The organism is Microbacterium sp. MPR-TSA4, assembly GCF_058792815.1.
Genome location: NZ_JBXAFF010000023.1, coordinates 1 through 25,840 on the forward strand (window position 1 = coordinate 1; position 25,840 = coordinate 25,840).

The following is a 25,840-nucleotide window of genomic DNA, read 5'->3' on the forward strand; positions in this document are numbered from 1 at the left end:
AGAGGGTGGACACGGCGGTCGGGGTGGGCAGGGGGCGGAAGCGGCGCAGGCGGAGGCTGTTGGTGACGACGAACACGCTGCTGAACGCCATTGCCGCGGCGGCGAGGATGGGGTTGAGCAGGGCGAGCATCGCGACCGGGATCGCGGCGACGTTGTACGCGAACGCCCAGAACAGGTTCCCCTTGATCGTACCCAGGGTGCGGCGGGCCAGCCGGATCGCGTCCGGGACCAGCATCAGGTCGCCGGAGACGATGGTCAGGTCCGCGGCGGTGATGGCCGCGTCGGTGCCGGTGCCCATCGCGATCCCGAGGTCGGCGGCGGCGAGGGCTGCGGCGTCGTTGACGCCGTCGCCGACCATCGCGACCACCCGGCCCGCGGCCTGCAGGTCGCGGATGGTGTCGAGCTTGCCCTGCGGGGTGACCCCGGCGCGGACGTCCTCGATCCCGGCCTGGTTGGCGATCGCGCGGGCGGCGCCGGGGTTGTCGCCGGTGAGCAGGATCGGGGTCAACCCGAGCTCCCGGAGCCGTGCGACCGCCTCACGGCTGGTGGGTTTGATGGTGTCGGCGACGCTGATCGCCCCGCGCACCTGCCCGTCCCACGCCACCACCGTCACCGTCGCCCCCGCCGCCTCGTCCGCCGCGATGGTCGCGGCGAGCTCGGCGGGGATGGGGAGCGCCCATTGGGTGGTGATCCAGGAGGCGCGGCCGGCGGCGACCAGGCGGCCGTCGACGATGCCCTGCACGCCTTGACCGGCCTCGGCGGCGAATGACTCCACGGCATCCGTCGGGCCGTCGGCTGCGGCGGTGATGGCGCGGCCGATGGGGTGCTCGGAGCCGTGCTCGAGCGCCGCGGCGAACCGGATCAGCTCCGCCTCATCGGTGCCGGGAGCGGGGTGGATGCCGGTGACGGTCATGGTGCCGGCGGTGATGGTGCCGGTCTTGTCGAGCACGACGGTGTCGATGCGGCGGGTCTGCTCGAGCACCTGGGGTCCGCGGATGAGGATGCCCAGCTGGGCGCCGCGGCCGGTGCCGACCAGCAGAGCGGTCGGCGTCGCCAGCCCCAGCGCGCACGGGCAGGCGATGATCAGGGTGGTCACCGCGGCGGTGAAGGCGACCTCCAAGGGCGCCCCCGCGATCAGCCACCCGGCGAACGCGGCCAGGGCGAGGACGATGACGATGGGGACGAAGACGGCCGACACCCGGTCGGCGAGGCGCTGCACCTGGGCCTTGCCGGTCTGCGCCTCCTCGACCAGCCGCGCCATCCGGGCCAGCTCGGTGTCGGCGCCGACGCGGGTGATCTGCACGAGCAGGCGCCCGCCGGTGTTCACAGTCGCGCCGACCACGCGGGCGCCGGGGGCGACTTCGACCGGCACGGACTCGCCGGTCAGCATCGACTCGTCCACCGCGGACATTCCCTCGGTGACGAGGCCGTCGGCGGGGATCTTCTCACCCGGCCGCACCACCACGACATCACCCGGAACGAGCTGTGCGACGGGGACGCGCTGCTCAGTGCCTTCGCGGAGGATCACTGCGTCCTTGGCGCCGAGCTCCAGCAGGGCGCGCAGGGCCTCGCCGGACTGCCGCTTGGCACGAACCTCGAGGTAGCGGCCGAGGAGGATGAACACGGTCACCAGCGCGGCGACCTCCAGGTACACCTCGTGGCCACCGGCCTGCGGGGTGCCGACGAAGGTGACGCTCATCCGCATTCCCGGCATCCCCGCACCGCCGAAGAACAGCGCGTACAGCGACCAGCCGAACGCGGCCAGCACCCCGACGCTGATCAGAGTGTCCATCGTCGCCGCCCCGTGCCGGGCATTGATCGCCGCGGCGCGGTGGAACGGCCACGCCCCCCACACCACCACCGGCGCGGCCAGGGTGAGCGTGAGCCACTGCCAGTAGGTGAACTGCAGGGCGGGGATCATCGACAGCACCGCGACCGGCACCGCCAGCACCGCCGAGACGATCAGCCGCTGCCGCAGCGACGCCAGCTCATCGTCCCGCGGGATGGTCTGCTCAGCCGTGTCGGGCACAGGCGGGGCTGGGAGGCTCGCTCCGTACCCCGCCTGCTCGACCGCCGCGATCAGCTCCTCCACCGGCACCGGGGCCTCCGAGTGCACGCGGGCCTTCTCGGTGGCGAAGTTGACCGTCGCCTCCACCCCGGGCAGCTTGTTCAGCTTCCGCTCGACCCGCGTCGCGCACGACGCGCAGGTCATCCCGGTGATGTCGAGATCGACGTCCAGCGTGCTCATGAGGCTGCGGCGAGGCTGTACCCGGCCTCCTCCACCGCCGCCCGCACCCGCTCCGCATCCACCGGCGTCGCGCTGGACACCGTCACCGTGGACACGCCACCGGCGTGCAGATCGACCGCGACGTCGGAGACACCGTCGATCGCGGAGACCTCCTCGGTGACGCTACGCACGCAGTGCGCGCAGGTCATCCCCTCCACCAGGAACTGCGCCGACACGGTCTCACCCGCCGCCGTCTGCTGCGCCGGCGCGCCGGTGTCGGTGGCTGCCGTGGCGTGGGAGGTGGGGCTGCAACAGGCGCAGCCACCGCCGGTGCTGGTCGCCTGCAGGCCGAGGTCCTGGAATCCCTGTCCGGTCATGATGTGCTCCCTTCAAGAGCGTTGAACGATGTGAGTGGGGACGACGTTAGGAGCGCACGAGGCGCGCGATCGCGGCGTTCGCCTCGCGGAGCTTCTCCTCCGCGAGCGGGCCGCCTTCGGCGGTCGCCTGCGCGACGCAATGCGCGAGGTGGTCTTCCAGCAGCGACAGCGCGACGGACTCCAGCGCCTTCGTCGCCGCCGACACCTGGGTCAGCACGTCGATGCAGTACACGTCCTCGTCGATCATCCGCGCGATCCCGCGCACCTGACCCTCCGCGCGGCTCAGCCGCGCCAGCAGCGCCGGCTTGTTGTCCACATACCCGTGTGCCATCTCGCACCTCCACCCACAATCTACCATACCCTGTAGGGGTACAGGGTGTAGGGTGAGGTCATGACCGGCATCCAGGAGCCGCGGCCCGCACAGACCACCCGTTGGCACGTCGTGACGGGCGGTCCCAGCTCGGGCAAGACCACCACGGTCAACCTGCTGCGGGGCCGCGGGTACACGACCACAATCGAGCACGCCCGCCACTACATCGACCTGCAACGGATCACCGGGCGCAGCACCGCGGAGGTGCGGGCACGGCAGAGCGAGTTCCAGCGCGCCGTCGTCGACATGCAGATCGAGCAGGAACGCTCCCTCGACCCGCAACAGACCGTGTTCCTGGACCGTGCTCTGCCGGACTCGCTCGCCTACTACCGCTTCCTCGGCCTCGCCCCCGGCACCGCCCTGCTGGGCGCGCTGGCCGGCGCCCGGTACGCGACGGTGTTCCTGCTTGACCTGCTCCCGCTGGCGTCCGACTACGCGCGCACCGAGGACCCCGCCGCGCAGCGGCGCATCCACGACCTGCTCGGGCTGGTGTACCAGGAGCTGGGCTTTCCCGTCGTCACCGTCCCCGCACTCGCCCCCGACGCGCGCGTCGACTTCATCCTCGAACGAGCATCGGCCGGCACTCCAGCCGAGAGGGGCGTGAGCTGATGGGCGCGGGGAGTAGCCGGTACCGGCAGATCGGGGCCGTGCTGCGCCGGCACGGACTCGGCGTCCTGGCCGGCGTGCTGGGCCTGGGCGGCTTGGTGCCGTTCCACCGCGGCGCCCTCGGACACGCCCGGCAGGAGGACCCCTACACGAACCCCGAGCATGTGCGGGTCGCGTTGGAGGAGCTCGGGCCGACGTTCGTGAAACTGGGCCAGATCCTCTCCACCCGGCACGATCTGCTCCCCGCGGCATGGGTCGCCGAGTTCGCCAAACTGCAGGACGACGTCGCCGCGGCACCGTGGGAGGGCATTCGGGACGTGCTCCGTGAAGAGCTCGGCGCCGACCCAGAGCACGTGTTCGCCCAGTTCGACCCGGTGCCGCTGGCGGCGGCGTCCATCGGGCAGGCGTACGCGGCAACTCTTCACGACGGCACCGAGGTCGTCGTGAAGGTGCGCCGGCCCGGCGTGGTCGCGCAGGTGCATGAAGACCTGGACATTCTCCGCAACCTCGCCGACCGCGCCGACCGGCGCTGGGATGCCATCCGGCAGTACGACCTGCCCGGGCTGGTGGAGGAGTTCTCCCGCACGCTGCGTGCCGAGCTGGACTACCTGCAGGAGGCCCGCAACGCCGAACGGTTCGCGCAGGAGTTCGCCCACGCGGCGCGGGTGCGGATTCCCCGCGTGCACGGGGAGACCACGACCTCGCGCGTGCTGACCCTGGAGCGGATGAGCGGGGTGCGGATCGACGACCTGGAGGGCCTGGACGCCGCCGGCATCGACCGGGTCGCACTCGCGCGGCTGGGTGCCGACATCGTGCTCACGATGGTGTTCGACAACCGGTTCTTCCATGCCGACCCCCATCCCGGGAACATGTTCGTGCAGCCCGACGGCGCGCTCGCGCTGATCGACTTCGGGATGGTCGGGGAGCTCACCGAACAGACCACGGACGGCCTCGCCGGCATCGTGCTCGCCTTCACCCGCGACGACCCGGACACCCTCACCACCGCCCTGATAGAACTCTCCCGGACCGCCGACGTCGTCGACCGGGCAGGGCTGCGGCAGGCGATCACCGCGTTCACGGCCCGCTACCGGGGCCGTTCGCTGTCGGAGATCAGCCTCGCAATCATGCTCCAGCAGCTGCTCGGCATCCTGCAGCAGCACCAGCTGCACCTTCCGCAGGAGACGGCGCTGCTGTTCAAAGTGCTGATGATGGCCGAAGGGACCGCGGCGCGGCTGGATCCGGACTTCCAGATGCTCGACGCCCTGCAGCCCTACGCTGAGCAGCTCACCCGCGCCCAGCTGTCCCTGCCGGCTCTGGCCCGGCGATGGGCGCGCGCGGGAGCCGACACCGGGGCACTGCTCACCGAGCTGCCCGCCACCCTGAGCCGGCTCCGGCATCTCCTCGAAGACGGCGGGTTCGAGGTGCACCTGCGCGCGACGGAGCTGGAACCTCTCGTCGGGCGCGCCGAACGCGTCGGCAACCGTGTCGTCGCGGGAATGATCGCCGCCGCGCTGATCAGCGGGATCGGCACCCTCGTCGGCGGGAACACGAAATGGCGCTCCCGGGAAGGCGTCCTGATCGGCGCCGGGACCGGCACGATCGGCGCCCTCGGCAGCTATCTGCTGTGGACGCTGCGGCGCCGCCGACCCCGCCCCTGACCCGCGCACGGCTCAAGAACACCACGAAAGGAGACGAAGATGGACAGGATCAGAGTCGGCGTCAACGGGTACGGAGTGATCGGCAAGAGGGTCGCCGACGCCGTCCACGCCCAACCCGACATGCACCTGGTGGGCGTCGCGGACACCGTCACCGACTGGCGAATACAATCCGCCGTCCCGCGGCTGCCCGTATTCGCCGCCACCCCCGACGCGCACAGCGGCATGGTGGACACCGGCATCCGCCCCGAGGGAACCCTCGACGATCTCCTCGCGCAGAGCGACGTGATCGTCGATACGACCCCCAAGCACGTCGCCGCCGGAAACCTGCCCCGCTACCAGGCGGCGGGAGTAAAGGTGATCGTGCAGGGCGGGGAAGCGCACTCGACCACCGGGCACTCCTTCGTCGCCCAGGCCAACTACGCCACCGCGCTCGGCCGGGACCTGACCCGGGTGGTGTCCTGCAACACCACCAGCATCGTCCGCGTCCTCGGCGCGCTCGAAAACGCCGGGCTGCTGCTGCGCGCCCGCGGGGTTACTGGTAGGGCCGAATGTCGCAGGGTGCACTATTCATCCTGGGATTAGTTCAGTCAACACTGTATGATCAGTGCATGCTGACCATTGCTCCACGTCTCGACGTCATGAACCGGCTCGGCCGGGCCATGGCGGACCCGACGCGCTCCCGGATACTGATGACCCTGCTCGACGGCCCCAGCTACCCGGCGGTGCTCTCGCGTGAGCTGGAGCTGACCCGCTCGAACGTCTCGAACCACCTGACCTGCCTGCGCGACTGCGGCATCGTGGTCGCCGAGCCGGAAGGGCGGCAGACGCGCTACGAGATCGCGGACCCGCACCTCGCGGCGGCGCTGACCGCGCTGGTGGACGTGACGCTCGCGGTGGACGAGCACGCGCCCTGCATGGACGCTTCGTGCACGGTGCCGGGCTGCTGCGGGACGGGAGCGGGCGCGTGAGCGCGGCGTGCGGCTGCGAGCACGACGAGCCTGAGACCGCAGTCGGCGAAGAGGCCGAGGAGGCGGAGCGCCCCTGGTGGCGGGACCGCGGGATCATGGTCCCGGTCTTCTCCGGTGTGGCGTTCCTCACCGGTCTGGCGCTGGAGTGGTCCGGGATGGAGATCCCTGCGCTGGTGCTGTTCTGGATCGGCCTGCTGCTGGGCGCGTCGACGTTCACGCCGGGCGCGATCCGGAACCTCTTCAAGGGCAAGCTCGGCATCGGGCTGCTGATGACCATCAGCGCGGTCGGCGCGGTGATCCTCGGCTACGTCGAGGAGGCCGCAGCGCTGGCATTCCTGTACTCGATCGCCGAGGCGCTGGAGGACAAGGCGATGGACCGTGCCCGCGGCGGGCTGCGGGCACTGCTCAAGCTCGTCCCGGAGACCGCCACCATCCGCCGCGACGGCGTCTCGGTCGAGGTCGCCGCGAAGGATCTGGCTGTCGGGCAGCTGATGTTGGTGCGGCCGGGTGAGCGGATCGCGACCGACGGCGTCGTCCGCACGGGACGTTCCAGCCTGGACACGTCCGCGATCACCGGGGAGTCGATCCCGGTCGAGGTCGAACCCGGCGATGCCGTCTCCGCCGGCGCAATCAACACCGCCGGGGCACTGGAGGTCGAAACGACCGCGGCAGGCACCGACAACTCACTGACCACGATCGTCGACCTCGTGGAGAAGGCTCAGGCGGAGAAGGGCGACCGCGCCCGCCTCGCCGACCGCATCGCCCGCCCTCTCGTCCCGGGCGTGCTGATCCTCGCCGCCCTGGTCGCGATCATCGGCTCGCTGCTCGGCGACCCGGAGCTGTGGATCACCCGCGCCCTGGTCGTGCTGGTCGCGGCATCGCCCTGCGCACTGGCGATCTCCGTGCCGCTGACCGTGGTCGCGGCGATCGGCTCGGCGAGCAAGTTCGGCGTGATCATCAAGTCCGGTGCCGCGTTCGAGCGGTTCGGCGTGATCCGCCACGTCGCCGTCGACAAGACCGGCACCCTCACCCGCAACGAGCCCGCCGTCACCGCCGTCCTCACCGTGGACGGTGTGAGCGAGGCGGAGGCGCTGGCGTGGGCGGCCGCTCTGGAGCAGCACAGCACCCACCCCCTCGCCGCCGCGATCACCGCCGCAGCGCCGGATGCCCCTGCGGCGGAGGGCGTGACCGAGCAGGCCGGGCACGGCATCGAGGGCGAGCTCGCCGGCGCGCGGATCACCGTCGGCAGCCCGCGCTGGCTCGACGCCGGGACCCTCGGCGACCGGGTCGCGGGGCTGGAGGAGCAGGGCATGACAGTCGTGATCGTCCACCGCGGCGGCGTCCCGGTCGCCGCGATCGGCGTCCGCGACGAGCTGCGCCCCGAGGTCCCTGAAGTGGTCCGCACCCTCGCGACCCAGGGCATCGGGGTGACCATGCTCACCGGCGACAACGCCCGCACCGCCCGCGCCCTCGCTGCGCATGCAGGGATCGATGACGTCCGCGCCGAGCTGCGCCCCGAAGACAAGGCCGCCGCGATCGCAGAGCTCGGTGCGAAGGGGCCGGTCGCGATGATCGGCGACGGCATCAACGACGCCCCTGCGCTGGCCGCCGCGGACATCGGGATCGCGATGGGCGCGACGGGCTCCGACGCCGCGATCGAGTCGGCCGACGTGGCCTTCACCGGTCACGATCTGCGGCTTCTCCCGCGCGCGTTCGCCCATGCCCGTCGGGGGCGGCGCATCATCAACCAGAACATCATCCTGTCGCTGCTGATCATCACCGCCCTGCTCCCGCTCGCCCTCTTTGGCGTCCTGGGGCTTGCGGCGGTGGTGCTGGTGCACGAGATCGCCGAGGTGATCGTGATCCTCAACGGCCTGCGCGCCGCGTCGACGCGGAAGGCAAGCACGTGACCGCGCAGGACGTCGCCGCCGCGTGACGGCTTGATCCGGGACCATGCGGATGACCTTTAGATTTCACATCAGAGTTCGCGCGCGTTGATCGGCGACTTGCCTGCTGGCTAGGGGCCTATCGGGCGGGCCGTATGCCGGGGTCTAATGGCCATGATCATTTGGTTCCGGTTTCCCTTCGCCTCGGGTCTGTCTTCGTTATGGTCGGGCGAAGGGGCGGGCAGCAGTCGGGGTCGTTCTCGCCACGGTGTCGCCTGGCACGCGCTGTCATCACGATGCTTGCAACCACCGCGAGGATCAGGAGTGCGGCACCGCCCGTGATCACCCACGGGTTGCGGAGGAGGGTGCCGATCCCTGTGATCGTGCCTCCGACGACGAGAAGTGGAAGGAGGGCGCAGCAGCCGACCACGAGCAGTGCGGCGACGGCTCCGGGGAGCAGGCCACGGCCGCCTCGCTGGTCGTCCTGGTTGGGAGGCATTGGTGTTCTGTCCTCTCGTGGTGCCGTCTCAGCAGCAGGTCTCGGGACCGCAGCAGCTTCCAGACAGTTCGTCGGCACCGGTCCGGGGGCGCTCGAGCATTTCGGTGATCAGGGTGCTGCCAACCTCGAAGGCATCGGCGACCGTGAGGATTTGGGCCATGGGGTGTTCCGTGAGCCATCCGGCGGCGTCCTCGCGGGAAGCGAAGTAGTGGACCTGGTTGCAGAACGAGGAGCGAATCGAGTGCATGGCCTCGGGGCTGACCAAGGACACCACCGCGGTCGCCGGTTCCACGCTAGTGACACCGGCGGTCGAGTCGACGGTGACGCGGATCGTGTCGCCGCTGGCCGGGGAGATCGATTCGACCCGGGCGGGCCGATCGAGGAGCGGGCGAGGCTCCAGTTTCTGATGGGGTGGATTCGCTGTCTGGCGCGCGGTCAGGCGCAGCAGGACAGCATCGACACATCGGTGGTGAAGGCCTTGGCGACGATCCGGATGCCTTCGGCCGTGGTCAGGTACGGGGCCCACGCGTCGGCGACCTCGGTGATGGTCTTGCCGAGGATGTGGACACCTGCGGCGGCGAGTTCGCCGGCGTCCTTGGCGACCGCGGTCAGGCCGAGGATCTCGCCGGTGTCCGCGTTGGCGACCATCTTGATGAACCCGCGGGTGTCCCGGTTCACCAGCGCGCGGGGCACGTACTCCAGTGGCAGGACACGGCAGTCGCAGCGGATCCCGGCCGCGATGACCTCCTTCTCGGTCATCCCGACCGCGCCGACGGCAGGGCTCGTGAATGTGACCCGCGGCATCCGCGTGTAGTCGACCGACGTGCTGGCGTCAGTGAAGGCGTTCTCGGCGACCAACGTGCCGTGCCGGGCTGCGACGTAGACGAACTCGGGGTGCCTGGTGACATCCCCAGCCGCCCAGACGCGAGGGTTGGAGGACTGCAACTGGTCGGTGACCACGACCTCTCCGGCCGCGCCGGTCTTCACTTGCACGGTCTCGAGGTTGAGCCCGTCGGTGACCGGGGCGCGGCCGAGCGCGACGAGGATCTCGTCGGCACGGAACTCCTGCACGCCGCCCGAGACCTCGGCCGCGGCGACGATCTGGCCGGTGCCCGGGTCGCGGGTGACGCGGGTGGGGATGGCGCGGCGGACAACCCGGATGCCCTCGTCCGCGAAAACTCCCTGCAACGCTTTGGAGACTTCCGGCTCCTCCTTCGACGCCAGCCGGGACCTCACCAGCAGAGTCACCTTCGAGCCGAGCCGGGCGAACAGCTGGGCCATCTCCAGGGCCACATAGCCGCCGCCGAGCACCAGCAGCGAGCCCGGGACCTCGGACAGCTCCATCGCCGACGTCGACGTGAGGTAGCCGACGCCGTCCAGTCCCTCGATGGCAGGAGCCCACGGGCGGGAGCCTGTGGCGATGAGGTAGTGGGCGGCCTCGATGGTTTCGACGGTGCCGTCCGCGGCGGTGACCTCGACGACCGGCGCGTCCGGGGTTCCGGCGAACGCCGCCTCGCCCTGGCGGACCGGCCAGCCGTAGGCCTCGGCCACATCGATGTACTTCTCACGCCGCATCGCCTCGACCAGGTCCTGCTTGCCACCCACCAGCCCGTGCATGTCTACCGGGCCAGCGGTGGCGGCGATCCCCGGGAACCGGGAGCCCGCATCCGCGGCCACGTGGCGGGCCTCGGCGGCCGCGAGCAGCGCCTTGGACGGAACGCACCCCGTGTTCACGCACGTGCCGCCCAACGTGCCGCGCTCGATCATCACCACCGACTTTCCCAGTGTGGTGGCGCGGATCGCCGCGGCGAATGCCGCGCCACCCGACCCAATCACGGCCAGATCAAACCTCGATGGCATCCTTATTCCTCCCTGGACATCTTGGAACATCCCGCTGATACACTCATCATGAACCTTCCACCACAGGGGAAGGTCAAGCACGAAATTTGCGACCAGCGAAAAGGGGGGGCGGGGAATGCGGATCGGAGAGCTCGCCGACGCGGCCGGCACCACGGCGAAGACGTTGCGGTTCTACGAGGACCAGGGGCTCCTGCCGCCGGCCGGGCGCACGCCCAGCGGCTACCGCAACTACACCGCCGAGACCATCGCCCGAATCGACTTCATCCACCGCGGCCAAGCCGCTGGACTCACCCTCGCCCAGATCCAGCAGATCCTCCACATCCGCGACCACGGCCAAGCGCCCTGCAGCCACGTCCGCGACCTCCTCGACGCACGCCTCACCGATATCGACCAGCAGCTCAGGCAGCTCCACGACCTGCGCGACACCCTCGCCGGGCTCCGCGACCAGGCCGAGCACGTCGAGCCCGACACGTGCAGCTCGGATCAGGTCTGCCGCTATCTGTAGCCAAGCCCGGGGGTCTGTCCGATAATTCAGGCAGTCCCACTGGAGGCGCAAGCGTAGCGGGAGGCCATTGGTGCTCAGGTCGAGGTTGAGCGCAGCGCGGGATAGTCGGACCATTCGCCCCCGGAGAGGCGTGCCCAGGCGGCAGCTGATGACGCCGTGATGCCGAGCAGGTCGGACACGATTCGAGGATGCAGTTGTCGGGTGAGGTCCATCAGCGCGGTGACACGAGCGCTGCCGGCGAGGAGTCCTTCTTGACGGAGTCGACGGCTGAGCGGCCCGGGGGTGATCGGTCGGCCCGGGTTCCTGCCCGGGAAGAGCCAAGTGTCGGAGCGGTTGCCGTCGAGGAGCTGGACCATTGCTTCGGCGAGGACTTCGGGCAGCTCGATCGGTTCAGTTCCGACCGTCAGCGTCATGGGGCGCGCGGTCGTATCGACTTGTGCGCGGGTGATCGCTGCGATGCGGGTCAGGTGGAGCCCGTAGAACAGGACGAGCAATCCGCTGACTCGCGTCACGGGATCCATGTCGTCTCGCGTGATGAACGCGCGTGCCATCGTCCACCGATGGTCGGCGGCGTAGTCGCGCCCTTCGAGGCGATGGCTGCGGAACTCGACCCGGAGGCGGCTCAGGCGGTGCCGTCGCAGCCACCGGGTGAACGGCGCGAGGGCATCCCGTTGTGAGGGCGAACCGGTGAGGAAGCCGTCGAGAGATCGCTGCGGGTATGTCGTCAGCGTTTCGCCGCTCGCGCGGATCTGCTGCAGGAGGGCCGCGCACCGCTTCAGCGCCGCACGCACCTTCTGATAGGTGGAGCCGGATCGGACGGCCGTAGCTGGTCTGCCCCTGAGTGATCTGCCCGACGGCAGCAGCTCCCAGGTGCAGTACCGCCGTAGGAGGAGCCGGTCCTCGGGATGGGGGACGGTCGGAAGCCACCGTTGGAACCAGTGCTCGAACCTCGCCGCTTGGATGTCGAAATCGGGCAGCACGCCTGAGCGGATGAGGAGCGAGAGCAGGAATGCCACGGACTGGCCGGCGTGCGCTCTGGTCATGATCGCGTCCGCGGTGAGGGGCAGCGTGCCATCGGCGAGCTCACGGAGGACGACCGCACAGCGGCTCTTGTACAGCCACCGCTCGAGGGAGATCGCACTGCCGTGGTGCGTCACCAGATACTCCGCGAGCGGGTGCAGCTCGGGGCGGATCTCTCCGCTGTCGTCAGCAAGCAGTTGCTGGATGGCGATAGGTCGCCGGCACTCTACGCATAGCCGGTGCTTGCGCACCTCTTCGATCGTCCCGCATCCCGGGCATGCCATCGTCACGGGAGCTCCTGCGCACTCGGCGCAGACCTTGTGCCCATTCATGAAGCCAGTGAGGAACACCTTCCGCCCGCACTCCGGGCACGGCTGGGGGCGTCGCATCGCGTAGTAGAAGCGGGCGCAGACCCGTCGGCCGTCCAGGTGCGTCGCTACGCGGCCCGGCTCCCCGCAGAGCTCGCACATCTTGACCGGCGCGGTGTAGCACGCGAGACAGACGAGCGCGGGGCGACGGACGATAATCGTGGCGTTCTGCCCGCATCGCGAGCAGTCGCCGAACGACCGCGGATCGGCTCGCCAGCAGTCCCGGCAGAACCGTTGCCCATCGACGGTGCGCTGCACGGGCTGAACTCGTCCGCATCTGGCACACGCGACCGATCGGGCATTCCGTTCACAGCGCGAGCAGTGGCGACCGCCGGTCTGCGTCTTGTGAGGCATCCGAACGGCACGTCCACAGGAATCGCATGTAGGCAAGACGACCCGCCCGGCACCCTCGTTCACGAGAGCGTGGGCCAGATCCTGCACCGTCACCGGTACGTTCCGGTGTCGCCCTTCGAGGACTCCAGGTTGTTTGAGGAGTGCGAGTTCGAGACGCCGTTGGGTGAGCGGCACGGGTGCGACTTCAGCCACGATCTCAACAAGGCGCTCCACCGGGATCTCCGGCGCGATCGCGTGGACGAGCCCGGCGACCTCAGCAACCCTGGGCTCCTGCGGAGGCTTCGCCACCGCGGCCTACTTCGAGCGCGGGCGACGGATCGTGGCCCGCACGGGCCGCAGATCGCCGATCGCACCCCGCGTCGCCTCTTCACCCACCGCGACCGGGGCCGCAGCCTCCCGGCGGGTGACCTGCACGAGGTCGTCGAGCGAGCACTCCAACGCGTCGCACAGCGCGGCGAGCACGTCGATGCGAACCCGCTGCGGTGCTTGCGTCACCAGTCGGTACACCTGTTCCCGGGACAGGTCGACGCCCCGCTCCTCGAGCAACGGCTTCAGCTTGGAGGTCTGGAAGATCCCGCGCGAGGCCATCACGCTGCGGAGGTTCCATGCGGTCTCGAGCTCAACGGTCATCTGCTTCTCCTTCGATGAGGGCCTTCAATGCGTCCGCGAATACCCGGTTCTTGAAGTCCGAGCTGACGGAGGCGTAGATCGAGGTCGTCGAAGCATGCATGTGCCCGACCTGCTCCTGGACGAATCGGTCGGCGTAGCCGAACTCGAGCAGGTGCGTCACGTACGAATGCCGGAGGCTGTGCAGAGTCAGGGCCTTTGACAAGCCGGCCTCGTCCCGCAGCTCCGCGAACCGCCGGCCGAGATAGCCGGCCGACAGTCGGGTGCGGCGTTCCGTCACCCACAGCGCGTCAAGACGGTATCCACGCCACCCGCGCAATTGTCGACGGCGGGCTGCGGAGCCGCGTGATCGTACTCACGACGTTCGACTTGGACGAGTACGCCTTCGGGGCACTCCGCGCGGGGGCGAGTGCGTTCCTCGTCAAAACTGCGACACACCAAGAACTCGTGGACGCCGTACGCGTCGTCGCTCGAGGCGATGCCATCGTGACGCCCCGCATCACACGGCAGCTCATCGACGCCTACACCGGCCGCGACCAGCCCGTCCCGGGCGGACAGGGCCTCTCGGTTCTGTCCCCCCGAGAACGCGACGTTTTCAACGCGATCGCGCTCGGCCTCTCCAACGGCGAGATCAGCCAGGCACTGCATCTCTCACCCGCAACGGTGAAGACGCATATCAACCGAATCTTCGCCAAGCTCGGCGTCCGCGACCGCGTGCAGGCTGTGATTCTTGCCCACCAGCTCGGGTAGACCATCGGTGGTCAAGCGAACTGATGCGCGAACGCGACGGGGCTGAGCCCTAGACGCCGCGGTGCCGAAGTGAGACACTTCTCTGTTCTACTTCGGGAGGTCACCATGGGCGACGATGAACCGGCGATCGATTGGGAAGGCGTCATCCGCGAGATGATCACGCGTGCGACCGAGGCGGCGCCCACCGAACCGGGCGTCTACAAGATGCCGTGCGGTGAGTGTGTGGTCGATTTCTTCATCACCGCTGAGGGCGAGGAACGCTGGCTCGTCGCCGGGGACGACCGCTCCTACACTCGTGAGACCGTCGCGATCGCCCGTCACGGAGACCACCCCTGGGAGCGTCTCTACACGCTCGCTGACGCGGCAAGGGAAGTGGCGCGAGTCGCCGCCGCGAACGGCGGCGACATCGACCGAGTACTCGAGGAGCTGGTCGAAGCAATCGACGACCGCGAGGTCGAGCGGGTGGTGCGTGAGCGGGATGGCATGAGCGGTGAACCGCTCGAGGATCTGGCGGCGCGCTTCGGGGTCGACCTCGATGATCTCTAGGAACATCTACACCCGTCTAGCGAAACGATAGATATCCCTAGATTTCTCGAGGGCCACGCTCATCGAAGGAGGCCGGTGTGAGCCAGTATCCGTGGTTTGACTTCGACCAGGTGGACTTCGTCACCTCGGACCAGCACTTCAGCCACGCACGGATCAGCGAACTCGCCGACCGCCCGTTCGCGACCGTGGAAGAGATGAACGCGGAGCTGGTGCGACGGTGGAACGAGGTCGTGGGACCGGACGACATCGTCCTTCATCTCGGTGACCTCGCGCTCGGACCGATCGAGGAATCTGTCGGGCTGACCGAGCACCTGAACGGGCGACGATTTCTCGTGCCCGGCAACCACGACCGAGTTTCGCCGGCAACACAGTCAAGGCGCGCGATCGAACGATTCGCCCCGCTGTACGAGGCGGCCGGGTGGAGCATACTCCCCGAGGTCATCGAGGGCACCCGCCGCGGGTACCGGATCCTGGCATCCCACTATCCCTACAGCGGCGACTCGCACGGCACCGACCGGCATACGACGCACCGCCCACGCGGCGACGAGGGCGTTCCGCTGCTGCACGGTCACACGCATGCCCGCGATCACGGCCCCCACGGGCACGAGTTCCACGTCGGCGTCGACGCCCACGACTTCACGCCCATCCGCTTCACCGTCATCGACGAATGGATCCGCAGCCTGCCGGACATCGAGACACGACTGCAGGCCGCAACTCGGGAAGCGCGCACCGTGCTCGCCGATATCGTCGGCGGCGAAACCCCGGGCTCGGACGCGCTGTTCTACACACAGGGATACAACGAGCTCGTCATCGTTCTCGAGGAGCTTCTCGCCGCGCTCCCTCCCGACGAGGCGGACGGGTAGCCGGGAACAGGTCGCCGTTCGCGGTGGGGCCGGATCGGAGAGTGCGCGTCTCGGTCCGGTAGCGCACCCATCCCTGCCTTCGCCAATGCACCATCACGAGGCTCCGGACTGCGCGTGACGACCACGCCTCCTCGTGGTCGGCGTAGTCGGGGTCTTGTGCGGCGAGCTCGGTGAACAGCTCGCGGAACGTCGGCGGTTCGCCGTGCTCGCGGGTGTACCGGTGGATGATCTTCACAGCGCGACGCGCCCAGCTCGGCGCGCTCTTCGCTGACGTGAGCTCGGTGAACAGCGGCGCCAGGTGAGGTGCCGACCACGGCTTTTCGGTCCACCCGGAGTTGTTCCACTGCATCGTGTCGGGCTGGAGGACCGGCTCGCCATCCTCGGTAGAGCCGGGGCTCACCGCCGCGCCTCGGGGTCGACGGACGCGCGCAGTGAACCAGCGGGCGTGGTCGGCGGGGAGCTGAGCTCAGTCTGTGACCCGGCGTCCTCCGTCACGGCCATCAGCGCCGCGGTGTACTTCTCCCCTGTCACCTTCATGCGCTCCCGTGCTGCCCGTTGCAGACGACTGGAGGTCCGCTTCTTCTCGGTCATGATGCCTTCTTCTCTTCGGTAGGTGATGTGGTCTGGGTATGGGGGTCGGCGGCGAGGGCGCGATGGAGCTCGCGAGCGAGCCGTTCGCCGAGTGGGGTGAGGCGCATCGGCCTGTTGCGTGCCGCGGCAACGAACAGGCCCCCGCCGACGTCGGCGCCGAGGCTTGCGAGCTGGGCGCTCAGTGAGCTTTGGGTCGTGCGGATGGTCGCCGCGGCGGCGCGCACGTTGTCGTGCTGTGTGGCGATGAGGAATCGGCGCGCGCGTTCGATGGGGTGGCGGCCGACGAGGGCGCGCTGGAGGAGCCGTGACCGGCCGGCCAGTGGGTGAGGGGTGCGGTCGTGTGGGCCGGGTCGCATCGTGATGCCTGCCGCTTGGATGCGGTGCGCGATCGTGGGAGCGCTGCAGCCGACGAGCGCCGCGATCTGTCGCAGCGTCATCCCTTCCTTCTCGTACCGCTCGCGCAGCCAAGCCTCGTCGATGACGAACGTGGTGGGCCGTCCGCGGCGGAGGGTGCTGTTGCCGTCGGCGAGCACACGCGACACCGTCTGCCGCGATACTCCCGTCCGCCGTGCGAGCTCATAGGTGGTCGCGCCCTCACCGTATTGGGCGATGAGTTCGCGGCTGCGAGATGGTGTGTCGAGTGCGCCACGGACGGGTCTGGCCGTCGCCCACTCACCGACGGGGTCGCTGCGGACGGCGGGTTCGATGTGCGTCGACAGCGGGGGCGCCCAGCTGAGTGGCTCGTCGATCCCTCGGCGGAGCAGGAAGGCGCGGCCGATATCGTTCAGCTCGCGGCGCACGGTGTCCGGCAGCGTCTTCGTGAACGTCGTGACCGTCCGCGGAGATATCCCGGCCGCGTCCCATGCTTCCGGTGCGCGTCGCATCGAGTTGCCGGTGATGGCCCGGTAGAGGTGGGCGCGCGCATGGCGGTGTCGGGCGCCGGAGCCGGGTTGGACATTCAGTCGGGCGCACAGCTGCTGCCATTCCTCTTCGGGAAGGAGTTCAGTGCAGTCGAGTCTGCGGCGGCGTGCGTAGTCGATCGGTGTCTCGTGGCTGTCGAGGTAGGCGGCGAGGTTGAGGATCGCCGCGAGGGCGGGCGTCTCCGCGCCCGGCCTCCCGAACTCGCGCATCACATGAGTGACCTGACGAATGGGCGCCGTCGAGTCCAGGAGGGCGAGGGCAGCGGAGTGGGTCAGCCGTGTGCCGGTGAACACGACGGCCGCGGCCAGCGCGGAGGCGGCGACGTCGCCGTTGATGCGGCGTGGGGTGAGCGCGTTCGTCCATTCATCCCAGAGTTGTGCGGGCACCTTCCGTGCCCGCTCTTCCGGGTTTACGTCCGAGGCTGGCGCAGCTTGTAGGAACAGCGTCGGTCGTCGGGTGCGTCCGAGGGACGCGGCGATCAGTCGCTGCAGCTGCGGCGTCTGACCGGTGTACGACGTGCTCACCGCGAGGCGCCCAGCCAGCAGCCGAACCGCACGGTCGGGGTCTTCGAGTGCGGCGATCGCGATCGTCGTACCGACCGCGCCGCCGGCCGCTGTGGGCGGTCCCGCCCACGTCCACTCATGCTTGTCTCGAGGCACCGCCGCGAGGAGGTCCGTTTCCAGCTCTGGCATGTCGAGGTCGCCGCCATCGCAGAGCGTAACTCCTGCGGCGCGGGTGAGGAGACGGATGTCTTCGAGGACGGTGATCGCGGGTTGCGGGGCGTCCGCATAGATCCCGAACCGGCCCTCGCCGGTGGAGAGGATCTGCATCATTCGGCGCTGTGCGTGGAGCGCCGGGTCGGGTGCGGCGATGCGTTCGGGATGCGCGGTGAGGTCGCCGCGGCAGCGGCTCGCGATCGGGCCCGTCCCGGCACCGGCGACGGGATTGTGGCAGTGCCCGGGATGTGGGATCCCGGCGAGCGGGTGCCCGGTGTGACGCGGTGGCTTGTGGCACACCGGGCAGTTGTCGGCGAGGATGCGGCGGTGTCTGACGCACGCGAAGGTGAATGGGAACTGCCACGACATCCGCCACCTGCCTCCGGAGTCCGCCAGGCATTCGGGGCAGTACCGTCCCGCCATCCCGCCGACGGGGCAGCGGAAGCTGATCCGTCCCTGCCGGGTGTAGCGGATCGCGTGGCGTGCGAACCGCATCCGCGTCATCTCCTGGAACTGCGCCGCCGGGATCCCCGTCGACCGCTCCAGCCGGGACGCCTGCTCATCGGTGAGCTCGGTCGCCCACTGCGCGGCCATCCACGATGTCGCTGACACCGCCCTGCCGCCCTCCTGCTCCACCAGGCCGAGCGCGCACGCCATCTCCGCGACAGTCGCGCGGTTCGCGGCCGCCGAGGCCTCCAGCCAGGAGTCGAACGGCTCATCCGGCAAGGGGCGGACCCGGAACGGAAGGACGCGCACGGCACCGGCCGTCTCGCTCATCAGGCGGCCTCCTCGCCGGTCTCTTCGGCGCCGTCGCTCTTCAGTCGGCGTCGGCGCCGCTCACGGCGTGCCCGATCCTCTTGGTCGTGCTTGGCCTGCAGCTCGGTGCGCTCCGTTTCTGCTCCCTCGTCGATGCGGATGTCGTCGAGGAGCTTCCGGTCGATCCGCTCGGCGCCGGTGCGGATGGCGCGGGACGCGCCGCGGCGGATGAGGTCCATGAGCGAGCCGATGTTGCCGGTGGTGCGGGCAAACAGGTACCGCGACATGTCGACGAGCATCCCTTCGTGCGCGTCCGCGAGCACGAGGGCCTGTTCGATGTGCCAGAGCAGGCTGTCCCACTCCTGGCGGGTCTGCTTGGTGCGCAGGCTGTACGGGTCGAGGCTGAGCACGGTCCAGCGGCGGAACGTCTGCGCCATCGCCGCTTCCTTCCCGGTCGCGCCCTCGCCGACGAGGCCGCGTTCGCGGAGCGCGACGCCGGCGAACAGGAAGGTGGCGCTGTACTCGTTGGACAGCCACTTCAGCTGGTTCGCGACCTCGACACCGTCGCGGGTGCGCATCTGGATGAAGTGCAGATCGTCGATGATCACGAGGCGGGTGTCGTGCCGTTCGATGCAGTCCGCGGCCGCCCGCGCCAGATCTCGGCCGGCCATCGAACGGTGCAGGATGCCCGCGGTCGCGGGGTGGGCGTAGAACCCGAGGATCATCATGTGCAGGCCCTTGATCGTGAGGCGCCCTGGGACGGTGATGTGGCAGACCGGGAGGTGGAGGATGTCGCGATCCTCGTCGAGGTACTCGCCCACTTCCGCGATCCGCTGACGGTGGAAGTCGCGCCCGAACGTGTTGACCACCGTCGACTTCCCGAGGGCCGGTGGGGCGTCGAGGGCGGCGGCGGATTTGACCCGGTCGGAGTCCTGCAGGTTGCTGTCCAGGATGTCGCCCAGTTGCAGGTGCACCCCGTGCACCTGCCGGGTGCGCAGCAGGATGTTCGCGTGCCACGCCCGCCGGTCCGCGTTGTACCGCGCGAACTCGTCCGGGCCGAGCGATCCGAGCTGCTCGGTCGTTAGCAACGCGGGCTTATCGCGCGGGGGACGTTCGGCGAAGTCCTTCCATCCCTCGTAGGTCGACAGGCTCCGCTGCCGGCGAGGCGCGTCGTGCTCGCCCGGGACTGTGGCGGTCATTGGATCATCTCCATCGGCTCGAAGTGGTAGTCGGATCGGATCGTGGGCTCGTCGATGTCGTCCTCGTCGTCGTCATCGCCCGTTTCGGGAATGTCGACGCGCTTGCGTGGGTCGCGGACCTCGCCGGTGAGCTCCCGTCCGAGATCTGTGGTGGGGTTCAGTTCGGCCTCGAGCATCCGCTGCACGGTGCGCAGCGACCACACCCCGTCAGCCGCGGGATCCTTCTCGTTGAGCTGCGCGGCCATGCGGGAACTCATCCGCCTCTCCGATGGGGTGAGCGCGCGTCCCGCGCCCCAGTCCTCGAGCAGCTGCGCGGCGACGTCGTCGACCTGAGAGGGGCGACCCTGGCGGATCGCGATCTTCTTCGCGTACTCCAGCGCGTCGAGGCTGAACGGTGTGTCGAAGGCTCCCTTGTGCTCCCACTCGAGGGTGTGCCAGGTGCCGTCCTCGGGGTCGTGGAAGTAGATCTGCGTCAAGTCGTCGGGGTTGACCACGAACGGCCACTCCGTGCCCTTGTCTCGGTGGATCGACCGGGCGCGGTTGCGGTACTTCGCGACCGAGTCTCCGGTGTAGCGCAGCTTGTGGATCTCGACGCCGTAGTGATTGAACTGCCGTTTCACCACCGGCAGCAGCTCGAGGAGAACGCTCCGGTCGATCGGCATCCGCAGTTGCCCGGCAACGGCGAGCCCCTGGTCGTATCTCTCGGCGGGGCTGAGCTTGACGCCGGGGAGGCGGGGATCCTCGAGGGAGTCGTGGGGTCGGAGGTGGTAGACCGTCGCGACCCATTCGCGGATGATCTGCTCCAGCTGCGGGACCGTGTAGACCGCGTCGGCTTCGACGTCGTCGCCGCGGCCGCCGACGTCCGCGCCCTTGTAGCCAGGGAGTTCCTGGAGGAACGTGTCGAGGGTGCGGAAGAACCTCTCGACAGGGCTCTTGTCGGTGGGCTGGTAGACGCGGGCCGGCTGGATGGATATGCCCAGGCGTGCGCACGCGCTGGTCACGTGCTCCGAGAGGTACGGTGCGCCGTGGTCGACGATGATCGTGTCGGGCAGGATCCCCGCACGGACGAACCGCGGGACGCGGATGCGCGTCGGGTCGACGAGCACGGAACCGGCGACACCGTGGAAGGGCCATCGTGCGCTCGTGCCCCACTCCGCGGGAGTGTCGAAGGGTTGGCACGCTTCCATGAGCACGCCGGATACGTCGATGGATTTCGTTGAGCCGGGCGTCAGCCGCATGCCGAGAATGCAGCGGGAGTAGAGGTCGATCGCGACCGTGAGGTCTGCGGCGACCCACTTGCCCGTCACCGGGGCCACGGCGAAGACGTTGAGCGGCGTCGTATCGAGGAGAACGTATTGGCCGGGCGCGGTGGCGTGCAGGCGTCCGTACGGAGCGGGCGGCCGGTTCGCGTTGGAGCGCTTGCGCTTGGTGCTCCCGGAGAAGGTCGCGCGGCCACGGGAGAGCTCGTCGAGGATCTTGTATGCGGCGCTTCGAGAAGGGGCGGCGACGATACCTGGCCCGTGGGTGCGGTCGGCTCGGGCGTTGACTCTCGCGATGATGATGCTTTTCGCGACCTTCGACTCCGGCGTCTGCTCATCGATGACCTCACGTGCCGCCGTGACCCAGCGGTCGTCGAAGTTGACGAGCAGATTGCCCGGCTGCGCCTTGCGGTGATCGATCAGTCCGATCTCGCCGGCATCCTTATACCGCGCCACCCACCTCGCGACGGTCCGGCGACCCTTACCGAGCTCGAGCGCCTTCGCCGCGATCCGCTCCTCGATGCGACGCTCCGGATGGTAGGCGAGCTTCGGTTCGCCCTCACGTGCGATCTCGGCCGCCCCCGACCGGTAGCCGGTGAGGACCTCTCGCACATGATCAGCGCGCTCGGCGGACACCGCGCGGGCCGCGTCGCTGGCATCGGCCCAGACGACACCCAGTGGAGCCGCGTCCTCATCGCGACTGTTTCCGGGGATGCGTGTCGTACCTCCCTCAGCGCGGGGGCGCAGGAGGTCGATCATCCGCAGGCGCCGAACCTGCCCAGTTCGGGTACGGACGATGACCGCGCCCTCGCAGATCTCCGCAACGGTGCAGGCATCGCCGTCGTAGACGATGTCCACGCCGGGTTTCAGGGTCCACGTGCTGCTCATCGCTATCTCCTTCAGGTGTTGAGGGGGTGGTATCTCAGGCCCGCGTCACGATGCTCGTGGCGCTCAGAAGTCGAGTCAGGTCGGTGCTCAGCCGGCGAGCCCACAGCAGGTGCAGGACAAGCGCGCGTGCTGCGAGAAGCCCGCCGGCGACGGCCGGAATCGCGCGCACCGCCTCGCCGAACGCCATGGGCGATCTCAGCTCGCCGAGCGCGCCGGTGACGTCGCCGTCGGCGAACTGGAAGGGTCGGCGGTAGCCGGCAAGGAACTCGACGTTGCGTAGCAACACCTCATCCGGCTCGGATTGGACGCGGTACTCCCACCCGTGGGGTTCGATCACGCGCCGCGACCAGCTCAGCGAGTCACGCACCTTCGGGATGGTGAGCTTCGCGGCGGGCTTCACATCCACCACGCAGACGGTTTGGTCCGCGTGGACGATCAGATAGTCGGGAATGTGGCGACGGCGTGTGCCCTTGTCCTCCCCCTCGAGGAGGAACGGCTGAGACAGGATCCAGTCGACGCGAGGGTCGAAGTCGGCCAACAGCAGGTTCGCGTACTCGAGCCGCGACTCGTATCCGACATGCGATTGCATGGTTGCCGACCAGTAGCTGCCCGAGAAATGCCGCTGCCCCCGGTACCAGCGGAAATCACGCCACGGGACGGCGGCGTCGAAGACGCTCAATCGAGCTGACTGCAGCGGAACAACGTCCACCTCGCCACCCGCTTTGCGAACCATCAGCCCGACATCCGCCGGGAACGCTCCGCCCCGCGTCCCGAGTTGCTCGCGCTCCGTCATGAAGCCAGCGTGAGGGTCGAATCGGTCCGGGAGAATGCACGCTGCCGCCATAGATTCGCGAAATACGATTCAGGATCTCGCTCTTGCTATCACGGGTTAATTCGGTATATGCGAGTCACGAATACTAGTGAATGTGACATTCACTGTAGTGGACGTCACATAGATAACAAGTCACCGTCAGGGATACAAATATAGGGACCACAAAATCAACGCCCACAGGCCGGCCTGAAGCCCACGTCGGCCGCGTGTGCGACACTCAAGGACATGACCATGTTGGAGCCCATCGCGCCGGAGGAATCCCGGCTCGTCTTCGGCAACAGCTACATGTACAGCGTCATGGTCGAGATCGCCGGGCTACGCGGCGAGAAGTTCTCATCGAAGACGATCACCGACGCCACGCGGCTCTCCCCTGGCATCGTGCACCCACTGATCCAGAAGCTCCGCCGAGCGAACTTCATCGAGTTCGTCGAGCGCGTGCCCGGAGAGCGGACCATCCTGTACCGGGTCCGCGGGAATCCCTGGTGGAATGCGGCGAGCCAGTACGTGGAGGAGCAGAGCACGGCCGAGGAGCGTTCCGCGTCCTGACGGCGACGGTCACCTACGGGCTAGGCCCGCCCGACCGTCTGCGCGCGGAACCACGCGTCTCACCTCGCGGACTGGATCATTTGTCGAAGCGCGGCGGGGAGCAGGGAATCGACTCCTGTGTCGTCGACCAGCGCGGCGAAGTTCGACCAGACGACAGTACGGACAACCGCGGGCGCGAGGCCGAGCGCCCGCGCTATCCCGGCCTCGACCGGTTCCACCCGGCCTGGTCGGCGTGGGCTTTGGGAGAAACGATCACCGCTGGGATGATCGGTCTCGACAAGTAGACGTTCTCGCGGGATAGCTCGGAGCACGTCGGGCGAGCGGGTCATCGAATAGTTGACCGAGAAGTAGCAGCCCAACGCGACAGCCTCCCGAGTCTCTTCAGGCGTGCCCAACCACCAGTGCAGAACGGCCCCCGCACGCAGGTGAGATGCACGCAACACCTCAAGTACAGCGCTGGTCGCCCGGTAGCTATGAATTGAAGCGATCCGAGGGGAGGTCTCGACCGCCTTAACGATGCGTTCGAACGTCGCCCGCTGGGTGTCGCGTGGAACGCGGGACGCGCCATCGAGTCCCACCTCCGCAACATATGAGGTCGACTGGAGCATGGTCGCAAAGCGATCCGGATCGAATCCACGATCGGCGCCGACGAGACCCGGGTGACACCCCACCCCCCATACGCTGGCGCGATCCGAACGCGACTCCACTTGCGCGTATTCGTCGAGTGACCGGGTAGCGATCAGGACAACCGCGCCCAGCTTTTCAAGCTCGAACGGCGCGATGTCCAACGCGACGTGCGCGTGCGTGTCCAGGGGAGGTAGGCGTCTCATCCCAGATAGTTTTCCAACTCGGCCAAGCCCCGTGCGTATAGGGTCCGCGCGTCGGCGACGGTGAGGGCTGGGGGCAGTGGGGTTGTCATGAGGAAGCTCTCGTCCACGCCCGCATCGACGAAGTCTCGGACCGCGTTTTCGATCGACCGCTGCTCCGCATACTTCGCGAAGCGTCCTCCGCGGTCGGCGAGGTACGGGGTGGCATCGGAAAGATCTGCCGCGGCAAACGCGGCGCGACGAAGGACACAGCCGAAGCACTTTCCGCAGTGCGAACCACTGGCGACCTGACCCAAGTACTGCTGGTCGCTGTGCGAGCAGGAGTTCGTTGCGCTGAGGAATGCCGCGGCACGATCCGCGCCGACCAGCTCGACGACGCGTCGGTACTCATCGCCCTTCGTCAAGGCTTGGAAGGGATTCTCAATTTCGCCGTACCCGCCCAGATCTGTCAACAGTGAGCCCACGCGCCAGAGGAACCAAGGCTGCGTCGTGCGGGTCGACAATGCTCCCACCCGCTCTGGGCCAAGTGGGGGGTTGATGGAGGCGAAGCCGTTCTCGGCGATCCACAGGCCGCGGCCACTCTGGCTTGCCACTGCCAGCCCGAGCGCGAGGAACAGCAACGATCGCGAGCGGCTCGACGGTTCCCGTCGAAATCGTGTGCCGTTGAGGCGATGTGTTCTGCGTTGCAAATGCACCTGGTAATGGTGGATGGTCGTCCCGCTGAACAGCGCCTCCAGGGCGGCGGCGACACGCTGCTGCGGGGCGCTCGCTCCCGCACCCGAGCTTGAGTGGGAGACAAGCCGCTGCCCTTCCCCGGACCGGAGCGATGCCGCGGACACCAGCGCGCCGGATGCGGAGTCCGCGCCGCCGCTGACCAGAACCGTCCGAGCGGCCGTGTCGGGCACCAGCACACCACTCGTCTCGGAGGCGGCGAGTCGGGCGAACTGCAGAGTCCACCGGTCGCCGGTGAGGAACGCGAGCGTGCGTTCCAACTCCGCCGCGACGGCCTGCCACTTCTCCGCGTGGATCACCGGCACGGTCAAGACTAGGTCGCGCTGATTCCAGTTCGATCCACCCCGTTCACGTCTCACCGAATGGTCTGCGACATAGACGGTGAGGGCCACACGAACGAAGTCGGCATTGATCGAAGGAACTGTCCCGAGCTGGCGCAGGTCCGGTCGTAACCCCGTATTGAAGGAATCGCCCGGCGTGCCATCCCACAAAAACACCTCGTCCGCCCCGCTCTTGGCAGCATCCTCCCGGGACAGACACAGAGCGATGCTCGTCATGACTCATCCCCATAGATAGCAAGAAGATCCGTCACGCCTGTTTGGACCGCCGCGCTAATGGACGGGCCATCCAGAGTCACCGCGGCGACATCGAATCGCATCGCCCATGCCTTCGCGGCGAGTCGGATCTCATCCTCTGCGGAACGCCGAAGCGCAGCCCTCGGTTCTTGTCGAATCCGGTCGCCGACCTCCGTCAGGATGGAACGAGCGATCATCAACTCGACCGTGTGGCGCACGATCTGCGCCGGATCCCGCGGAGTCTCCAGCGTCCACGTCACGAGGTCTGCGACGATCAGTCGCGCCTCGCCATCGGCGATTGTACTGTCAGGTTCCGACTCGAACGCGGCCTCGACGATGCGCCGGCGCACCTCGAGCGGATCATCAAGGGCGCGAAGCTCATCGAGGTCGAGCCCGGCCGCCTCCAACGGTGCGCGCTCACCCCGCAAGTACGCGGTCGACAGAGTCGCAGCGCTGCCGGCTGGGCCGGCTACGCGTGCGGCCGAGCGCTGCGCGCCGCCGCTAGAACGGCCGC

At 68.6% G+C, this 25,840-nt stretch carries 27 protein-coding genes; 10 read left to right on the forward strand and 17 right to left on the reverse strand.

Annotated features, from left to right (window positions below; translation table 11 throughout):
• From AC1Q49_RS10550 to AC1Q49_RS10560, 3 genes are all read right to left on the reverse strand, one after another.
• The coding region (locus tag AC1Q49_RS10550) for a heavy metal translocating P-type ATPase (RefSeq protein WP_492492055.1) at window positions 1–2,248 on the reverse strand (2,248 nt) is incomplete at its 3' end.
• Window positions 2,245–2,604, reverse strand: coding sequence for a heavy-metal-associated domain-containing protein (locus AC1Q49_RS10555; RefSeq protein ID WP_051498747.1), 360 nt, complete (start codon window positions 2,602–2,604; stop codon window positions 2,245–2,247). The genes AC1Q49_RS10550 and AC1Q49_RS10555, both read right to left, overlap by 4 nt.
• Window positions 2,605–2,650: 46 nt before the next feature.
• On the reverse strand, window positions 2,651–2,935 hold the full coding sequence (locus AC1Q49_RS10560; protein WP_005049572.1) for a metal-sensitive transcriptional regulator: 285 nt from the start codon (window positions 2,933–2,935) through the stop codon (window positions 2,651–2,653).
• A gap of 60 nt (window positions 2,936–2,995) precedes the next feature.
• On the opposite strand from AC1Q49_RS10560, the gene AC1Q49_RS10565 reads away from it, so the two are divergent.
• Genes AC1Q49_RS10565 through AC1Q49_RS10585 form a run of 5 tightly spaced genes read left to right on the forward strand, consistent with a single transcriptional unit; the run spans window position 2,996 to window position 8,116 of the window.
• Window positions 2,996–3,583, forward strand: a complete 588-nt coding sequence (locus AC1Q49_RS10565) for an AAA family ATPase (RefSeq protein WP_036286077.1) — start codon at window positions 2,996–2,998, stop codon at window positions 3,581–3,583.
• A complete protein-coding gene (locus AC1Q49_RS10570) occupies window positions 3,583–5,238 on the forward strand; it encodes an ABC1 kinase family protein (RefSeq protein ID WP_036286080.1) in 1,656 nt (551 codons plus the stop codon). Before AC1Q49_RS10565 ends, AC1Q49_RS10570 begins: the two co-directional genes overlap by 1 nt.
• 39 nt (window positions 5,239–5,277) lie before the next feature.
• A complete protein-coding gene (locus AC1Q49_RS10575; RefSeq protein WP_492492059.1) occupies window positions 5,278–5,820 on the forward strand; it encodes a type II glyceraldehyde-3-phosphate dehydrogenase in 543 nt (180 codons plus the stop codon).
• A gap of 26 nt (window positions 5,821–5,846) precedes the next feature.
• Entirely contained in the window at window positions 5,847–6,206 is a 360-nt protein-coding gene (gene cmtR / locus AC1Q49_RS10580; RefSeq protein WP_060960787.1) for a Cd(II)/Pb(II)-sensing metalloregulatory transcriptional regulator CmtR, read from the forward strand.
• On the forward strand, window positions 6,203–8,116 hold the full coding sequence (locus tag AC1Q49_RS10585) for a heavy metal translocating P-type ATPase (protein ID WP_492492062.1): 1,914 nt from the start codon (window positions 6,203–6,205) through the stop codon (window positions 8,114–8,116). The genes cmtR and AC1Q49_RS10585 overlap by 4 nt, the downstream gene beginning before the upstream one ends.
• Before the next feature lie 154 nt (window positions 8,117–8,270).
• Here AC1Q49_RS10585 and merT read toward each other — a convergent pair whose 3' ends face one another.
• From merT to merA, 3 genes are read right to left on the reverse strand one after another with little or no spacing between them, the layout of a single operon-like run.
• Window positions 8,271–8,591, reverse strand: coding sequence for a mercuric ion transporter MerT (gene merT, locus AC1Q49_RS10590; protein ID WP_492492064.1), 321 nt, complete (start codon window positions 8,589–8,591; stop codon window positions 8,271–8,273).
• Window positions 8,592–8,619: 28 nt separating this feature from the next.
• Window positions 8,620–9,117, reverse strand: a complete 498-nt coding sequence (merB, locus tag AC1Q49_RS10595; protein WP_492492066.1) for an organomercurial lyase — start codon at window positions 9,115–9,117, stop codon at window positions 8,620–8,622.
• Window positions 9,027–10,451 (reverse strand): mercury(II) reductase, encoded by a 1,425-nt coding sequence (gene merA / locus AC1Q49_RS10600; RefSeq protein ID WP_492492101.1) that lies wholly within the window; start codon window positions 10,449–10,451, stop codon window positions 9,027–9,029. The genes merB and merA overlap by 91 nt, the downstream gene beginning before the upstream one ends.
• A gap of 115 nt (window positions 10,452–10,566) precedes the next feature.
• Here merA and AC1Q49_RS10605 point away from each other — a divergent pair, with 115 nt between their 5' ends.
• Window positions 10,567–10,956, forward strand: a complete 390-nt coding sequence (locus tag AC1Q49_RS10605; RefSeq protein ID WP_017828519.1) for a heavy metal-responsive transcriptional regulator — start codon at window positions 10,567–10,569, stop codon at window positions 10,954–10,956.
• 74 nt (window positions 10,957–11,030) lie between these two features.
• Here AC1Q49_RS10605 and AC1Q49_RS10610 read toward each other — a convergent pair whose 3' ends face one another.
• Genes AC1Q49_RS10610 through AC1Q49_RS10620 form a run of 3 tightly spaced genes read right to left on the reverse strand, consistent with a single transcriptional unit; the run spans window position 11,031 to window position 13,644 of the window.
• Window positions 11,031–12,986: a hypothetical protein gene (locus AC1Q49_RS10610; RefSeq protein ID WP_492492068.1), complete on the reverse strand. Its 1,956-nt coding sequence runs from the start codon at window positions 12,984–12,986 to the stop codon at window positions 11,031–11,033.
• Between the two features lie 6 nt (window positions 12,987–12,992).
• Window positions 12,993–13,328, reverse strand: a complete 336-nt coding sequence (locus AC1Q49_RS10615) for a helix-turn-helix domain-containing protein (RefSeq protein ID WP_017828522.1) — start codon at window positions 13,326–13,328, stop codon at window positions 12,993–12,995.
• Window positions 13,318–13,644: a tyrosine-type recombinase/integrase gene (locus tag AC1Q49_RS10620; protein ID WP_492492070.1), complete on the reverse strand. Its 327-nt coding sequence runs from the start codon at window positions 13,642–13,644 to the stop codon at window positions 13,318–13,320. Before AC1Q49_RS10620 ends, AC1Q49_RS10615 begins: the two co-directional genes overlap by 11 nt.
• Window positions 13,645–13,670: 26 nt before the next feature.
• On the opposite strand from AC1Q49_RS10620, the gene AC1Q49_RS10625 reads away from it, so the two are divergent.
• The 3 genes from AC1Q49_RS10625 (at window position 13,671) to AC1Q49_RS10635 (ending at window position 15,484) form a co-directional block, all read left to right on the forward strand.
• Complete coding sequence (locus tag AC1Q49_RS10625) at window positions 13,671–14,075, forward strand: response regulator transcription factor (protein ID WP_051498749.1); 405 nt, start codon at window positions 13,671–13,673, stop codon at window positions 14,073–14,075.
• A gap of 105 nt (window positions 14,076–14,180) precedes the next feature.
• Window positions 14,181–14,621 carry a zinc ABC transporter ATPase gene (locus tag AC1Q49_RS10630; protein ID WP_113681776.1) on the forward strand — a complete coding sequence of 147 codons (441 nt, stop codon included), beginning with the start codon at window positions 14,181–14,183 and terminating at the stop codon, window positions 14,619–14,621.
• Between the two features lie 77 nt (window positions 14,622–14,698).
• Window positions 14,699–15,484: a hypothetical protein gene (locus AC1Q49_RS10635; protein ID WP_101305230.1), complete on the forward strand. Its 786-nt coding sequence runs from the start codon at window positions 14,699–14,701 to the stop codon at window positions 15,482–15,484.
• Window positions 15,485–15,880: 396 nt separating this feature from the next.
• On the opposite strand, the gene AC1Q49_RS10640 is transcribed toward AC1Q49_RS10635, so the two are convergent.
• The 5 genes from AC1Q49_RS10640 to AC1Q49_RS10660 are packed head-to-tail and all read right to left on the reverse strand — an operon-like array spanning window position 15,881 to window position 22,607.
• Entirely contained in the window at window positions 15,881–16,075 is a 195-nt protein-coding gene (locus tag AC1Q49_RS10640) for a hypothetical protein (RefSeq protein WP_101305229.1), read from the reverse strand.
• A complete protein-coding gene (locus AC1Q49_RS10645) occupies window positions 16,072–18,489 on the reverse strand; it encodes a TniQ family protein (RefSeq protein ID WP_101305228.1) in 2,418 nt (805 codons plus the stop codon). Before AC1Q49_RS10645 ends, AC1Q49_RS10640 begins: the two co-directional genes overlap by 4 nt.
• On the reverse strand, window positions 18,489–19,667 hold the full coding sequence (locus tag AC1Q49_RS10650; RefSeq protein ID WP_101305227.1) for an AAA family ATPase: 1,179 nt from the start codon (window positions 19,665–19,667) through the stop codon (window positions 18,489–18,491). Before AC1Q49_RS10650 ends, AC1Q49_RS10645 begins: the two co-directional genes overlap by 1 nt.
• Complete coding sequence (locus tag AC1Q49_RS10655) at window positions 19,664–21,814, reverse strand: TnsB C-terminal domain-containing protein (RefSeq protein WP_101305226.1); 2,151 nt, start codon at window positions 21,812–21,814, stop codon at window positions 19,664–19,666. Before AC1Q49_RS10655 ends, AC1Q49_RS10650 begins: the two co-directional genes overlap by 4 nt.
• A 34-nt stretch (window positions 21,815–21,848) precedes the next feature.
• Entirely contained in the window at window positions 21,849–22,607 is a 759-nt protein-coding gene (locus AC1Q49_RS10660) for a TnsA-like heteromeric transposase endonuclease subunit (protein WP_198553656.1), read from the reverse strand.
• Between the two features lie 264 nt (window positions 22,608–22,871).
• On the opposite strand from AC1Q49_RS10660, the gene AC1Q49_RS10665 reads away from it, so the two are divergent.
• Window positions 22,872–23,192, forward strand: coding sequence for a hypothetical protein (locus AC1Q49_RS10665; protein WP_113681778.1), 321 nt, complete (start codon window positions 22,872–22,874; stop codon window positions 23,190–23,192).
• A 59-nt stretch (window positions 23,193–23,251) separates the two neighbouring features.
• Here the strand turns inward: AC1Q49_RS10665 and AC1Q49_RS10670 are convergent, their stop codons facing one another.
• The 3 genes from AC1Q49_RS10670 to AC1Q49_RS10680 are packed head-to-tail and all read right to left on the reverse strand — an operon-like array spanning window position 23,252 to window position 25,733.
• Window positions 23,252–24,022, reverse strand: coding sequence for a TatD family hydrolase (locus AC1Q49_RS10670; protein ID WP_101305224.1), 771 nt, complete (start codon window positions 24,020–24,022; stop codon window positions 23,252–23,254).
• Window positions 24,019–25,308: a 7-cyano-7-deazaguanine synthase gene (locus AC1Q49_RS10675; protein ID WP_101305223.1), complete on the reverse strand. Its 1,290-nt coding sequence runs from the start codon at window positions 25,306–25,308 to the stop codon at window positions 24,019–24,021. The genes AC1Q49_RS10670 and AC1Q49_RS10675 overlap by 4 nt, the downstream gene beginning before the upstream one ends.
• Window positions 25,305–25,733: a hypothetical protein gene (locus tag AC1Q49_RS10680; RefSeq protein WP_101305222.1), complete on the reverse strand. Its 429-nt coding sequence runs from the start codon at window positions 25,731–25,733 to the stop codon at window positions 25,305–25,307. Before AC1Q49_RS10680 ends, AC1Q49_RS10675 begins: the two co-directional genes overlap by 4 nt.
• Between the last annotated feature and the right edge of the window lie 107 nt (window positions 25,734–25,840).